The following is a 15,612-nucleotide window of genomic DNA, read 5'->3' on the forward strand; positions in this document are numbered from 1 at the left end:
ATGAAATGGAATTTGGATTTTTACGCAGAAAGGTTGAAAGACATGTCAACTCGCATTCCCTTACGTCAGCTATTTCTTACTGTTTTATTAGCCCTTATGTTATCTGTTTTGACCGCCTGTGCTGATGGAGAAGCCCATCTAACGGTAAATATGGATGGATCAACGGATCTGGATCTCAATCTCAACGTAAAGAACTCCGCTCTTGGAAAAATTGGACAAGACAATCTCATGCCTCTGATCGCAGATGCATTGAATCGAAATAACTTCCAGGCAGAGGTTTCGGAACAGGGAGATCAGAAGCAGCTCACAGCGACCACCCATTATGAAAAAAGCAATAAAACCAGCTTTGATACGTCCAAGTTACCACAAGGGATCAAAGTTGAACAAACAACTTCCCCCGGCTTCTTCACTTCCAAGATGCACATTACAGCAGAAGCCGACCTCATGGAGTCCATGCCCGATGGTGAGATCAAAAATCAAATTAACAAGGTGCCTAGCTTTCTTAAAAACCTCTTGTTAAAAGATGTTAACTTTGACTTCAAGTTGTCTTTGCCCATCAAGGCAGCCGATTCCAATGCCGATCAAGTAGAGGATGGCGGAAAAACGCTCATTTGGCACGTTTCACCCCTCCAGATGAATAAACTGGATCTGACTGTACAGGTTCCTAATATCCGGAATATCATCATCATTGCAGTCATTGGTCTATTATTAATCGCTGCTCTGCTCATGTGGTTTTTTGTTCGTCGCAGGCGGGCCAGACAGCGCCACAGTGCAAGTTCATATCGCGGAAAAAATTAATTCTTCACACCAATTTTATTTGTGACTTGCCAAACGGTGTTATGGATAGTAGAATACATCCGTACTGTGTGAACGGTTAATTTTTTATTAAGCAAAGCTAAAGAGGTGACAGGTTTCATGAATATCCGCGAATGCCCACTACCTGGTATCGGAGTTAAGTACCAGTTTGATACAAAGGGCGGCCAGCAGTTAGTCATTATTGTGCATGAGGACGGACGCCGTGAATTATTCTCCGTTGATCCACAAGACAACGAAGAACTCACTCTGATTGCAGATTTGGAAGATGATGAATGCGTAACCCTCTCCGGGTTAATCGGAGGCTGGTCGTAAATGACAGAATAACCTGTACCTTGAATTTCAAGGCGCAGGTTATTTTTCCGTTACGTTACCCTTTGAGAGCGGATATATGGAACCCATGTATTTAATACGCGGCTAATCTCCGTGGAATGAAACGGTTTGCTGATAAAGTCCTGCATCCCGCATTTCAGACACTCCTCACGGTCACCGGCGCCTGCAAAAGCTGTAATCGCTGCAATAACCGGTATGTCTGGGTGGCTCTGTCTGATGTGGCAGGTCGCTTCAATCCCATCCATAACTGGCATTTGAATATCCATAAACACCAGGTCATATTGAACCTTGTTCAATGAATCGACGGCCTGTGCACCATTCTCAACGATATCACATACTCCGCCAAACTTTCGCAGCATCTCCTCCAACAGATGACTGTTGACCGCTTGATCCTCAGCAATCAAAATTTTGATGTCATGGGCTAGATTCGCTCGATCCAATTGCAGTTCATCATTCGTGGTGATTTCGATTGGGTCATTACTCTCCTCTAACCACCGCTCCACTACGAGGGTGAACTGGAATTCTGCCCCCTCACCGATCTCACTCTGTACACCAATCGCGCCGCCCATTAATTCTACCAGTTTTTTGCTGATCGCAAGGCCTAGACCTGTCCCGCCAAACTTACGATTGATGGCCGGATCAAGCTGTGAGAAGGATTGGAACAACTGATGCTGCTTTTCTATTGGAATGCCAATCCCCGTATCTTTTACCTTAAAGGTCAACATCAGGTTATCCTGACCATGCTCATCTGAGAAATCAGCACCTACGCTCACCATAATACGGCCCTGCTCTGTGAATTTAACGGCATTACCCACCAGATTAATCAAAATCTGCCGGATTCGTGTCTCATCCCCTCGAATGCGTTCAGGAATATGGTCCGACACTTCACAATAGAGTTCAATATTTTTCTCTGATGCCTTCAGTACAAACAGCTCGATCACCCCACCCAGCATCGCCTTAATATCTACAGGTGCGCGCTCAAGATCCATTTTGCCTGCTTCGATTTTGCTGAAATCCAAAATTTCGTTCAGAATGTACAAAAGGGATTCGCCGCTATCAATCATGATTTCCGCAAAACCTTTCTGTTCATCATCCAGCTCGGTTTCCATTAACAGATGGGCCATGCCCATGATGCCGTTTAATGGCGTACGAAGCTCATGACTCATGATGGCGAGAAACTCGGACTTTGCCCGGTCTGCATGCTCTGCTGCTTCCTTGGCACGTATGATGTCCTTAACAGATGTCATATCACGGAAAACCAACACTGCTCCGCGGGTTCTACCCTGATCCATAATCGGCTTCAATTGGAACTCCGCCAGGAAACTGGACCCATCCTGTCTCCAGAATACGGATTCGGTACGTGGCAGACCTCGTCCCTCACGAACAGCCTGTAGAATTGGTGTATCCTTGGATGGGTAGGGGATGCCTTCGCTCTGCATTTGGATCATCATCTGCTCTAATGGTTTGCCATTCAATTCACTTGGACAGAAGTTCATGATCTCCGCAGCGGCCGGATTGGCAAAGTTCAGATTCCCTTCCAGGTCCAGTCCAATAACACCCTCAGACATGCCATTCAAAATCAATGCCCGTTCATAACTAAGATTCTCGATTTCCTCGACGTAACGTTTGGACTCTGTAATGTCACTCGTAATCCCGTAGACCCCAACAACTTTGTCCCCAAGTATAATAGGAACATTAATCACATTTGTTTCAATCCGCTGCCCATTTTTGTGAATTAAACCTATCTCGTAGCTCTGTGCATTGCCCTTCACCGTTTCCTCAAAATGATATCGAGTCTTCTCCAGATCCACAGGATCAATGAGGTGATCAAAAGGCCGACTCAGCAGCTCCTCTTTGGTGTGTCCTGTCAACTGTTCCTGACCCATATTAGCTTTCAGCAGATTGCCTTCCAGATCAAGAGAAGCCACACCTAGGGGATTACAGTCAAATAACGATCTGTACTCCTGCATGCTTAACTGTTGTTGCTGGCTGGCTGTGATATCCCGGGTTACGGCGACCATCTCCATTAATTCACCTGAATCGTCATATACATAGTGCGTAATCGTATCTGCCCATACCGTAGATCCATCCTTATGTAACAGGCGATAATTGAGCCGTTTGGGAGCCAGACCCTTTCTCTGCTCTTCTACGTACGCTTCAACCAGAGGCACATCCTCCGGATAGATAACAAATGTTCCCGGCTTACCTATAACTTCTTCCAACTCATAGCCCAACATGCTTTTACATGCATTTGATACATATTTAAATGTACGACTTGAATCGGCATCATGTATTGCAATCAGGTCTAGTGAAGACTCCGCCAGCAGGCGAGAGATGCGACTGCTCTCTTCCAATTGCTTACGTTGCACAATGAGGATTTCCTCTGCATCTTTTTGTTTCGTAATGTCAGCAGCCTGTACCAACAGATACAATGGCTCACCATTCGTTTCATCCCTAACAATGCAAGCTCTAATGGTTGCCCATAATAACGAACCGTCCTTTCGTTTCAGACGAACCTCCGTCTCGTACATCGGACTTGTTTCATGAGTCATTTCCCAGAACTTGCTGCGGAATTCCTCCATATGCAGATCTTCTTCGTAGATCATATGTATGACCGAAGTATCGATCAGTTCATCTTCACTGTATGCAAGCATCTCGCAAAATGCAGGATTAAGCTGCAACCACCGTCCATTTACATGCGATGCGACAGCAATGCCGATTGGTGCGTGCGTATACAATTGTTCGAACAGAGATCGGCTCTCTGTAATGGATTTCGACATTACATGTCCTCCTTTATGAGAATCTGAATGTATTCCGTATGAATAGATCGACCTGAACATAACTTCATCTATAGAGTACTACCCCAAATGCCATGATTTATAAACGAGATCGGGCAAAATCCCTGCATGAATCGACATATACTACACAATACCCGTGCTCTCCCGATTATACAATGTTGAATATTCGAATAGGAACGGAGGTTATGGATCATGATCATTGTTGCTAATCAACCCGCCCAGCTGAACCGCTCGGAATGGTCTGATTTTGAATGGTATTGGTTACAGCAACTCCAGAATCGTCCAACGAGGTATGTGTACCAATCCATGGATCATCTTCGATTTGAATGGGACTTGAGGGGCTCTCTCGTGGAAGCCGCGGAAGGACTGGATCGAAGCGGTGTGAGTTTTGCATCCTTTGAAAAATCCAGATGTAATCCTGCCTACTGGAATCGTAATGCGGAAGGTGGGTTTGAGCTAAGATCAAACGTGACCCCCGCCGACGGCATCCGGGATATCTGGAGGAATGGACACTTATATGCTTTTGAATGTGCAACAGCTACCGTTATTGTGCTGTATGGTGGAGTGCTGGGAAGCATTCGCGAAGACGCCTTTAATTCCCTGTTTCGCAATCTGTTACTCTTTGACTGGCATTATGACAGTGACCTGCGATTAACCGAAAAAAACGGTAGCGAAACCGCCCTGCCAGGAGATGTGCTGTATTTCAAAAATCCGGATGTTTCTCCGGAAACCCCCGAGTGGCAGGGAGAGAATACGTTCATGCTGCGCGAGAACTTGTATTATGGTCATGGCATTGGTATTGCAAGTGGCGAAGAGATTATACGTACCCTGAATCAGTTCCGCGTTCCAGGTAGCCGAGTCTCCGCCTACTTAATGGATATGGTGATCTATCCGGACTTCTTTTATTTATCCCGATTCGCCAAAAACAGCCAGAATAATATTGCCGCTGGTTCTACGCCCGTATTACCCGGACAGTTATATGTACGACTTGGTGGCAGCCGTTATTTACGCAGCTGAACTACTGAAACGGAAACGGATTTTGCATTAAATTGCGAACAATACCTCTATCCAAGTGATGACAAACAAGCCCAATACAGTAGCAGTTAACCTGCCACCTCATTGGGCTTTTTTTACATCCAAAAAATCATTACTATATCAACATTCGCGTTTACCTTTGTGCTACATCGAGGATCACTTCTGGCAGTTTACGCATTCGGGTCCAGTTGCACAACAACCTGTTTACCACTTACCTGAACACCTGTCGTTTTGCTACCGAATTCAGCCAGCGATTTGCTCAGTTGCTCAGCCCACTCCTTGCCTGCAACTCCTTCTTTGGCTCCATGCACCTGGATGACGAGTTTTACCGAATCACCCTTCTTCAGAATGCGCTCCGCCTGAGACTGCTTCGTCTCCCGGTCATGATCTTCCATCGCAAGGTTCAAGCGAATTTCCTTTACTTTACGTTTATCGGGGGATTTGCTCGCTTTTTTCTTCGCCTGCTGCGCTTCCGCTTTGGCTGCTCCTGCGCCAATCAGCTTGCATGGCGGTGGACTTGTCATCAAGGACAAGCACACCAGATCCACTTTATGCTGCTTTGCAAGTAAAAGTGCTTCCTGCGTGGACATCACACCCAGATCTTCACCATTCAGGCCGGTCAGCTGCACTTCGGCTGCTTTGATCTTTTCATTTTTGATCATGATTCTTCCTCCTCTACATCAAAAGCCTGTCCTGACCATTTACGGATCAGAGCAGGCTAGGATGGTGTTGCTACTTATTTGTAATACGTATTAGCGTACAAATACGCCAATCGGTTTGATTTACAGCGTGTTGAATGCTTCCGTCAGAACCGGTACAATTTGTGATTTGCGTGATACTACGCCTTTCAAGATAGCTCTGCTATCAGACAGCGTCACATTATAGGCTTTCTCCACTGCTTTAGTGGATGTACCATATGCCAAAGCTACGGAATCGTTGTTCAGAATGTCTGTTACGACAAATACAAACAGGTCGAGACCTTTGCTGGAAATGATCGCATCAATAGCTGCTTCAAGCTCAGGTTGCTTCACGAGAACATCATTCACGTCAACAGCATTAACCTGTGCAATTTCCACTTTGGATTGACCCATTACGAATTCTTTGGCATCCAGGGAAATTAGTTCAGCAATTGTTTTTTGGCTCAGATCCGCGCCGGCTTTCAGCATGTCCAGACCATAGCTGTCTGCATCTACACCAGCAATGGCAGCCAGTTCACGCGCAGCGGCTACGTCCTGCTCTGTGCAAGTCGGGGATTTGAACAACAGGGAATCGGAGATAATCGCAGACAGCATCAGGCCAGCAATCGGTGCACTCACTTCGATGCCATTTTCTTTGTACATTTTATTCAAAATGGTTGCTGTACAACCTACAGGCTCTGCACGGAAATACAGAGGTCCGCTTGTCTCAAAGTTAGCAATACGGTGATGGTCGATAACTTCAACAACAGTCACTTCCTCAATATCGCTTACACTTTGCTGACGCTCGTTGTGGTCAACCAGAATAACTTTGTTTACTTCATTTGCAGCGGTTTTAATCAGACGCGGTGCTGCAATTTTGAATTGATCCAGTGCAAACTGGGTTTCACCATTGACTTCGCCGAGACGAACAGCTTCAACGTCCTGACCCAATTTTGTTTTGAGATCCGCATAGGCGATTGCCGAACAGATCGTATCCGTGTCGGGATTTTTGTGACCGAAGATTAACGCTTTTTCCATATTCATAGCCCTCCGTCAATTCTGATTTATATAAGTTTAACCAAAGAATGTTTACACTTGCCACTCCGATGACAGAATAACCTTCCGATCGCTGTTATCCCCAGATTTTTTGATTCCCTTTTAAAGGGAAAATCCGGTGATAAAGGCGAACGCTCCGCTTCTCCAGCTTTTTTCTGTCCTCTCCGTTCTCGTGTAAAAAGTTTAGTTGAACTTATATAGAAAATAAATGTCATATTTAATCATACCCTACTGATTATAGCGCTAATAAGGCTTAATTCCAATCCCTTTACAGCGAATTAATTGCAAATCATTCTCAGGCAAGTCATTTTGGAAAATAGCCAAACTTGGTTCATTCCCTCAAGCTGATATGCTATGTATCCTATTTATTCCATCGTACAACCTTATAAATTAGCATACGAAACTCTGATACGCAACGAAAACATTAAATCTCAGGCTCTTCCGCGCTCTGCCCTTGCCGTACAAAAAAGGTCTGTAGACTGCCGTCCTCGCTAATCTCCAGCAGGTTCAGTTGTGCTCCGTAGGCACAACCACCATCAATGCCAATTTTGTCTCCGCTCGGGTCAAACCAAATGCCTGTCTCATCATGCAAATGCTTCACGGGGGTGTGTCCAAATACGACCGTCTCTCTAATCGTCGTTGGTTTGGAATAGAATGATTCACGAATCCAAATGAAGTCCCGCTCGGACTGGCTTCTCCAATCCTCGATATCCGGGTTGATCCCGGCATGCACAAAAATATAACCCGGAATCTCGTACACCAGCGGAAGCTGTTCCAGAAAACGAAGATGGTGTTCATAGTGTGTACGTATCCACTTTTTGGCTTCAGCATAAGCTTCCCAATCTATCTGCTGCTCATCATAAGTAAGCTCCAGATCCAGATAACTTGCCATCGTCTGTAATCCACCATTACGGATCCAGTGTTGATCATATTGCTCCACATCCTGGGTTAACGCCTTGACCATCATGGCATCGTGATTGCCTTTGATCACCATAATATCGTGCTGTTGCTGAAGCTGCATAATCTGTTCGATGACCTGTTTGCTGCTTGGACCGCGATCCACATAATCACCGAGTAAAATCAATTCATCCTGCTGCGGATTATAATCTGCAAGCTTAAGCAGTGCATTAAATTCATCGTAACAGCCATGAATATCACTAATGACACATCTGCGCATGTGAATCTCTCCTCCCCCTGATCACGCAAGAGTATAACCGGAACCTTGCATGAGCAAGATTCCAGTCTGTTTAGAGTAGTTATTCCCGCTTGCTCACCATTAGTCCTGCTTGAGTCCAAAGGCTTCTGCAATCAAGCCGAATGAGCGCAGACGTGCTTCAAACGAATGGACCGCTGACGCGATAATGACTTCATCTGCTTCATGGCGTTCAGCCATTGCGGTAATTTTGTCTCTCACCTGATCCGGTGTTCCCACGATGGAAAAAGAACGACGTTGACGAATCTGTTCCATCTCCATCGCTGTGTATGGATAGTTGTTCACCGTCTCCAGAGATGGGAATGAACTTTGTTCAAGACCTCGTCCAAGGCGTAAGAAGAAAAGTTCATTGCTGCGCGCAAGTTCAGCGGCTTCTTCCTCTGTCTCCGCGCAGAATGCCGAGACAGCAATCATTGAATGTGGTTTGTCATTCAGGATGGACGGCTTGAAATGTCTGCGGTAATGTTTCATCGCTTCTTCGCCGCCTGGTGTTCCGAAGAATTGGGCAAACGCATACGATGTCCCTTGCGCTGCAGCAATTCTCGCACCTTCGGAGCTGGAACCCAGCAACCACACTTCTGGTACCGTGGGAACCGATGGTCCGGCTACCAGAGATGCAAACCGATGATCCTCGGGCAACTGCTCGTGGAAGTATCCGCCCAGATCCGCGATCTGTTGCGGAAAGAATTGTACATTCGATGATTTCCCCTCATTCAGAGCTCTGCTGGCAATCGGCATGCCACCTGGTGCTCTGCCAATCCCCAGGTCAATCCGCCCCGGATGCAAAGCTTCCAGCAGGCGGAAATTCTCTGCAACCTTATAGGCACTATAATGAGGAAGCATAACGCCACCGGAACCTACGCGAATTCGATCCGTATGTGCAGCCACATGTGCAATCATAACTTCAGGACTGGAGAATGACAGCGCACCACTACCGTGATGCTCCGACATCCAGAACCGGGAGTACCCCAATTGATCTGCATGTTGTGCGAGTTTCACCGTTTCCTGCAACGTATCCTGTACACTTCGTCCTTCATTGATATGTCCATGTTCGAGTACACTCAGTTTCATATATATTCAATCCTCTCGTCTGTTAGGTTCATAAGTACTGTGAATATGAGATCTGCGAATATTACGCGCTTTTGCTCACTTCATTCTTGCTCATTCCATTGTAACATTAATTATTACAGTTTCAAACTTTAGTTATTCTCTTTATTACCACACTTGTGCAAGAAACATGCAAAAAAACGCCACCAGCTTTTGAACTGGTGACGTTTTTGACTGACCTATTGCAGAAAATTGATTTATGGTGCACGTTTTGGTAACAACTTCACATACTCGTCAGACAGTTTCATCAGGCTGAGCACATGTTCATAATCGGCACGATACGGTTCCAAATCCGTTACCGGCTCGTATGTTTTCAGCGAATAGGCTGTTCCATCGTCAAAGCCCGCACCCGGGATAAACATGATGTCATTGTTAACAAATGAACCCGTCGGCAAATAATACCGGATACCGAAGGCATTATGGTCCATGTTGAGCAGATCATGTCCGAAGGCAGTGAATTTCTCATCCTGGAGCGAAACACCCATCAGGTTCATGATCGTTGGCAACATATCCAACTGACCGCCTGGCTGCTCAATCACTTGTCCTTTGGTCTGTTTCGGCGTATGAATCATGAACGGGATGTTGAATCGACTTACTTTACCGTCATAAGGGACGCCCAAATTGGCCTGGATTTGCTGTGTAATCTCTTCATCAGCAGGCAGACCAAAGTGGTCTCCGTAGAGCACTAGAGTAGTATTATCCCATAATCCGTTCGCCTTCAACTCATTAATGAGTTGACCGATGGCATAATCCGTATAGTTGATCGCTTGCAGATAATCGTGAAGCAGTTTGTTCGTGATGGTCGCAGGAATCGTAATTCGTGCACGATCAGCGGGAACCGTAAACGGCGAGTGGCTCGATGCCGTTATGAACTGAGCATAGAACGGCTGGTTCGCAGCCTGATGCGCAGTCATTTTTTCCACACCTACACGGTACAACTCTTCATCCGATGGTCCAAAGTCATTGAATCTGTCGTTCTCGAAGCTGGGCTTGTCGAAGTAACGAGTGAATCCGAGTGCCGGATACATTTTGTTCCGGTTCCAGAAGGTGACGTCATTGACGTGGTACGTCTCGGACTCATATCCTTCTTTACCTAATAACTTTGGAAGACTCGGCAGTTCACGGTCACTATACCCTGCCGACATGGGAACAACTCCGGTTGGATAGATAGACGTGTTCGACATGAACTCCGCGTCTGATGTGTTTCCCTGTCCGATCTGTTGGAAAAAATGAGAGAAATAATAGCTTTCTTTGGCCAGATCATTCAGTACCGGTGTTAACTCTTGACCGTCTAATGAAGCATTAATCGGGAAATTCTGAAAGGACTCCAGTTGCAGCACAATCAGGTTACTGCCTTTGGCCTGACCAAAATATTTGGCTTTCACGGCTGTACCGTCACTTGGTTTATCCTGATACGGATACTGGCTAACCAGCTCATTGATCTTGGCAATCGTTTCGTTAATGTTGCCATTCGCAATGGCCTCATTTTCTTTGCTCGTCAGAATGGCAGACGATACCTGATAGTTCAGGAAACCAAGATTCTCGGCCCGCACCAGCTCGTTATCAATCGTTTCACCTTTGACAATAAAACTGCCAGACAGCACGATGCAGAATGCAGCGGTAAGCGCAACGCCGAGCTTGCCCCAGTAACGTCTGCGAATTCTGCCAAACGTCAAACCGCTATCGCGGTAACTGCTGTGGTTACGCCCGCCAGCACGTCTGCGCATAATCAACCATATTGGCAATGCCAGTACGATGTCTGCAAAAAACAGAAAGTGCTCCGGTCGTACCAGTGGTCCGATACTTCCCCGTACTTGGGCAACTTGCCCCAGCTCACTTAGCGCGGTATAGGTGGGTACCGAACTGAAATGAACGTTATACAGCGTAGCCGCGAACAGCACCAGAGAAAACAGAACATTAAATCCTCCGTATACTGCTCGCTTCCAGCCTTTGGGCACGATCAGATCCAGCAGGCATACCACGGTTAGTGCGCCTAATGCGTCAGTTAACAGACCGATGCCGGACAGACCCTGGAAAAAGAAATACCGTAGCAGTGACAGCTTCAGCAGCATAAGAATGAATAACACGGCGAATAAGGTCCGTGATGAAGTTCGTTCATTTTTGGAATTATACATGGTCGCTTTCAACCCTTACCCTGAAATTTTACGTTCATTTTACAAAACGCATATTTCAGTATAACAGTTTTCTGGTTGCTATTCCATGGAAGTTCCGTGTAGGACAGGGTGAGCGTTACGCAATTGTAGATATATCCGTGTTCTGCGTGTCCGCTCCCTCTCTCTGTCCCTTAATGGCTGCTTGTGCAGCAGCAATTCGTGCATAAGGGATCTGTTCAGGCAAACAGCTTACGTAATCCAGACCAATGCGGTGGCAGAACGTAATCGACTCCAGGTCAACAACATTTTCTCCACAGATCCCTGTCTTCAGATGAGGTTTTCGAATTCGACCTTGGACTACCGCCATCTCAATCAGTTGTCCGACTCCCTCAATGTCCAACACATGAAATGGATTATTCGTTACCGTACGAGAGTCCGTATCCAGTTGAATGAATCGCTTCTCAGCTTCATGACGACTATATCCAAATGTCATCTCTGTCAGCTCATCCGTGCCAAACGAGAAAAAGTCAGCCTGGCGAGCAATGTGAGTCGCCGTCAGCGCCGCTCTCGGAGCTTCGATCATGGCCCCCACTCTATAGTGACAATGCCGCTTTTCCTCACCGAGCACTTGGTCAGCCACATGATCCACCAGATCTCTCATCACCTGAAGTTCATGCACATGACCGATCTGCGGGATCATAATCTCGGGACGTACCCACCAGCCTTGCCGGATACCTTTCACCGCTGCGCGGAATATCGCTTCCAGCTGCATATCAACGATCTCCGGGAACACCATACTCAGCCGACAAGCCTGTTGCCCCAATGTCGGATTATGTTCATGCAATTCACAGACTCTGCGAATGACACGCTCCAGTTCCTCCAGTTCAACCTGATGGTCTTTTTGCTCCTGCCACTCCTCTGCTTGTAACCACTCACGTCGTTTCTCCAACACTCCCAGATCTGGTAACAGTTCATGCAACGGCGAATCGAGCAAACGTATCGTTACCGGGTATCCATCCATCGCTTCGAATATTTGTTCAAAATCAGACTGCTGCATCGGCAACAGACGCTCCAACCCACGCCTGCGTTCGGATTCACTGTCTGCCAAGATCATTTTTTGTACAAATGGTAAGCGCGCAGGTGATAACAGCATGTTCTCCGTCCGGCACAGACCTATTCCCTCTGCCCCTAGTAGCCGTGATGTCCTGGCATCCAGTGGATGATCTACATTGGCCAGTACCTTCAACTCTTTCACTTCATCAGCCCAATTGAGCAGTAGTTGCAGATCTGCTGATAAAAGTGAATCTGAGTTGTTATAAGCTGGACATTCATCATTAGTTACTGGCTGGATCTGTATGGGCAGATGTCCATTGCTCGCTTCGCTGATAGAACTAGGATTGGTGTAAAGCTTCTGCACTTCCGTGATATGCGCAGGTTGGATGCGAAGAAGTGCATCCTCCTTGGTGATGAATCCTTCATGGACAAAATCCACAGTACTCCTCAGTGTGGCTGTGGAGGATAATCGTGCGGACTGGGTCTGCACAACATACGACACGCCGGATTCAATCACAAAGGTGATTTCCTGCACTTCTCCCTTATGCGTCTCCAACTGGCTACCTATCTCCAGCAAACTTGTGTACAGCTCAGGTTCGTCATTCCGTAAACGCTCCAGGCTGTGATCTGTTTGGCTCGCGTTCCCGGTTGGGACGTATCGTCCTGTAATTCCCTTTTCTCCTGTAAGTGGGTTACACGTATATATTGTTCCGGTCCCGCTTGATTCTCCACATTTTCCATGCATCATCGTCTGTATAAGAACAGGAGCGCTTTGCTCCGAAGAGATGTAATATGATTTACGCATGATCTCGTCCTGAGATCTGGATGCTTTAATACGCTGTGAATGATATACCGCACGTACTGCTTCTTTGAATTGAATTTGAACATCTTGAGGAAAAGGGTTACGCCCCTCCCTTTCGATTAAATATTTAAACTCGGTAATGGTTAATTCAAGTTCCGTTTCATCCCGACCCTTGACGTGACTCGATATTTCTGTGAATAATTCAGACGGAATTGCATATACCAGCTGTCCATATTCCTTTAAGTAATCTAAATAACATCGGAGTGCATACAACCGATCACCGGTTTGATGTGCGAGTCCTTTCACAGTAACATCATTCAGACCAACATTGAGCAGTGATCGTGTCGCAGTTGCTGAGGCTCGATCCTGGTCCGTACGTACCGCGAGTAGTAGCGGATTCTCCGAATGTCCGAAGAACTTCCCGGTTTGCTGTTCCAGATGCCGGATCGCGTTAATAATCTCTTCCTCTCCTTCACCGGAAAGATGTCCAAGACGGGTACAGAACTCGCGACAGCATTCCGTTGTGACCACAAATCCGGCCGGGACAGACCACCCTGCATGGATTAGCTCTGCAAGATCAGCCCCTTTACTGCCCATTAGCCCTTTCATCTCTGCCGTACCTTCTTCCAACAGAATTACCCGTTTTGTCATTACAGCTCTCCCATCCGCCATTCATGGCTATGCTTGAAGACTTCAAACCCTGCGTTACAGATCAGCCTTCACTCTAATGGTATGTCACAATCGTTCAGTCAAGGACATCCGCTTTTGCATTTTGTGCTCGTTATCCTGTTTTTTTGTAAACGCTAGACTAAAATAAGATGAAACAAGCCTTTTGGGTAGTTGCATTGGCTCATTCATCACTGTGAAGCAAAAAGAAGCCCCTTTAGCCTAAGCTGAAGGAGCTTCACATTCTATTTAGTATTCACTTACCTCAAACGTCAGCACCCGATCAAACAGGATATAATCCTTCCGACTCTTAAAAGGTCCTTTGTTATTGTCTTGTTTATCGATCGCATACGAAGCTTTTCCACTTCCCGCTTGCTTGGCTTCATACCAGTCGATGAAATCATTTACTTCTTTCATGCTTAGGTCAAATTCTTTCTCCAAGCCCGTTGTCATGGTAACGACCAAGATGGCACGGTTGGTGGAAGGTTGCTCTGGTTGCTCCGGAGTTGTAGGTTCTTCTGGTTCCGGGTCAGGGAGCTCTTCTCCATACGGAGTAGCAAATGCTTCATTAGAATATTCAGTTTCAACACCATTAATTGTAGTCGTTACAACAAAATAATACGTAGTTCCGTTTGTAAGAGCAGGAATGACAAAGTTCCCATTTTCATCTTTTGTAGCAACAACAGTTTCAGTATATTTTCCTGATTCCGTCCCATACCTCACAATATAATTTTCTGCACCATCTATGGCTCCCCAATTTAGTCCGACCTGAGTATTTCCAGGAGTTGCTTTCAGATCAATTATATTTGGATTCATCATCTCTACTACACCTATCGTAAGTTCATTAATATGAGCCCATGACGCCGCTCCATCTACTTCTAACTTGATACCTTCGTAGACCCCCGGAGTAATTGCAACTGGGTCGGTTATCGTAACAGTTGCATTAACATACCTGCCGACTTTAGGGCTCACCAAAATCCACTTACCATCTTTCAGACCATACACTGTGTAATAGTTATTGGATTTAGGATTAGAATACGCAGCGACTTGAATAAAATTAAGACTTAATTCCTCTGGGAAAACATATTGAATTGTTCCTTTTGTTGCACCCGAATTCCAAAGAGTATCCAACTTACCGTCAATAGAATTTTTACCATAATTCGCGCTATATGTACCACTTACTGTTACGACTGTTTCCTTTGGAGGTGAAATTCCTTGCATCCCTTCTACTGTAACTACTTCTTCATTTGCTGCCATAGCTACGTTCATGCTCATTAAACATAATAACACTACCGCAAATACTGTTTTCTTAAACTTAGCAATCACTCTATTATCCCCCTATTAATATAATAAGTTACTAATGTAATATGTACTTAAAAATATGTCTAAACATAAACTTGCTAATCTATAAAATTCAGCTAAATTCTTGAAATTTTATTTTTTTTTGGATATCGAAAAAGCCCAAGAAGAATAAATCTCTCCTTGCGCTTCCATGTTGTAAATCTAATGAATTAGTTATTCCCATTCGCCTTTTTTAACGTAAGTTGCATCATAAGCAACAATTACATTCGTTTTATCTGTTACCTTTTGTACATCATCGAAAACAACTTCTTCTTCTCCGTAATCCACTAAACTCGAATCAACTTTTTCGAAGATCCCACAATCCTTCACATAAATTACATCTGGATGGTTAGAATCATATCGTAAGCTTTCAGGAAGATCTTCACCCGAAATTTCATGCGATTCGGCAACCGTAGTCTTCGATACCTCTGTAACAGGAATCATTCCAATAACAACTACTACTAAAAGTAAGGCCCAGATTTTTTTCTGCATAAGATGTCTATTCCCCAATTCATTTTTCCTATATCATACAGTAAATCCGATTAATAGAGTGTTTTTTCATTTTCTTCGATTTTAATTTAATTATTGAAACCAGCTTGTTTGA

The 15,612-nt window shown here is 45.4% G+C and carries 12 protein-coding genes; 3 read left to right on the forward strand and 9 right to left on the reverse strand.

Annotated elements, in window-relative coordinates; all coding sequences use genetic code 11:
* The first annotated feature begins 42 nt into the window (after positions 1 to 42).
* Positions 43 to 798, forward strand: coding sequence for a DUF3153 domain-containing protein (locus MKY28_RS13315; protein WP_179088655.1), 756 nt, complete (start codon positions 43 to 45; stop codon positions 796 to 798).
* A 117-nt stretch (positions 799 to 915) separates the two neighbouring features.
* A complete protein-coding gene (locus MKY28_RS13320) occupies positions 916 to 1,128 on the forward strand; it encodes a hypothetical protein (protein ID WP_076249592.1) in 213 nt (70 codons plus the stop codon).
* Between the two features lie 50 nt (positions 1,129 to 1,178).
* On the opposite strand, the gene MKY28_RS13325 is transcribed toward MKY28_RS13320, so the two are convergent.
* Positions 1,179 to 3,926 (reverse strand): PAS domain-containing hybrid sensor histidine kinase/response regulator, encoded by a 2,748-nt coding sequence (locus MKY28_RS13325; protein WP_340936159.1) that lies wholly within the window; start codon positions 3,924 to 3,926, stop codon positions 1,179 to 1,181.
* A gap of 210 nt (positions 3,927 to 4,136) precedes the next feature.
* Between MKY28_RS13325 and MKY28_RS13330 the strand changes: the two genes are divergently transcribed.
* Entirely contained in the window at positions 4,137 to 4,961 is an 825-nt protein-coding gene (locus MKY28_RS13330) for a protein-glutamine gamma-glutamyltransferase (RefSeq protein ID WP_340936160.1), read from the forward strand.
* 188 nt (positions 4,962 to 5,149) lie between these two features.
* On the opposite strand, the gene infC is transcribed toward MKY28_RS13330, so the two are convergent.
* From infC to MKY28_RS13370, 8 genes are all read right to left on the reverse strand, one after another.
* A complete protein-coding gene (gene infC / locus MKY28_RS13335) occupies positions 5,150 to 5,641 on the reverse strand; it encodes a translation initiation factor IF-3 (RefSeq protein ID WP_047842654.1) in 492 nt (163 codons plus the stop codon).
* A gap of 120 nt (positions 5,642 to 5,761) precedes the next feature.
* Positions 5,762 to 6,694, reverse strand: coding sequence for a manganese-dependent inorganic pyrophosphatase (locus tag MKY28_RS13340; protein WP_017688903.1), 933 nt, complete (start codon positions 6,692 to 6,694; stop codon positions 5,762 to 5,764).
* 442 nt (positions 6,695 to 7,136) lie between these two features.
* Positions 7,137 to 7,889 carry a metallophosphoesterase family protein gene (locus MKY28_RS13345; protein ID WP_338708614.1) on the reverse strand — a complete coding sequence of 251 codons (753 nt, stop codon included), beginning with the start codon at positions 7,887 to 7,889 and terminating at the stop codon, positions 7,137 to 7,139.
* 99 nt (positions 7,890 to 7,988) lie between these two features.
* The gene (locus tag MKY28_RS13350) at positions 7,989 to 8,996 is read right to left on the reverse strand and encodes an LLM class flavin-dependent oxidoreductase (protein ID WP_339199203.1); all 1,008 of its coding nucleotides are present in this window, start codon (positions 8,994 to 8,996) and stop codon (positions 7,989 to 7,991) included.
* A gap of 233 nt (positions 8,997 to 9,229) precedes the next feature.
* On the reverse strand, positions 9,230 to 11,167 hold the full coding sequence (locus MKY28_RS13355) for an LTA synthase family protein (protein ID WP_340936161.1): 1,938 nt from the start codon (positions 11,165 to 11,167) through the stop codon (positions 9,230 to 9,232).
* Positions 11,168 to 11,282: 115 nt separating this feature from the next.
* Positions 11,283 to 13,652 carry a putative PEP-binding protein gene (locus MKY28_RS13360; protein ID WP_340936162.1) on the reverse strand — a complete coding sequence of 790 codons (2,370 nt, stop codon included), beginning with the start codon at positions 13,650 to 13,652 and terminating at the stop codon, positions 11,283 to 11,285.
* A 264-nt stretch (positions 13,653 to 13,916) separates the two neighbouring features.
* Positions 13,917 to 14,993, reverse strand: coding sequence for a fibronectin type III domain-containing protein (locus MKY28_RS13365; protein WP_340936163.1), 1,077 nt, complete (start codon positions 14,991 to 14,993; stop codon positions 13,917 to 13,919).
* A gap of 189 nt (positions 14,994 to 15,182) precedes the next feature.
* Entirely contained in the window at positions 15,183 to 15,500 is a 318-nt protein-coding gene (locus MKY28_RS13370) for a hypothetical protein (RefSeq protein ID WP_340936165.1), read from the reverse strand.
* Positions 15,501 to 15,612 lie beyond the last annotated feature (112 nt).

Source organism: Paenibacillus sp. FSL R5-0473, assembly GCF_038004565.1.
In the GTDB taxonomy this organism is placed as follows: Bacteria; Bacillota; Bacilli; order Paenibacillales; family Paenibacillaceae; genus Paenibacillus; species Paenibacillus amylolyticus.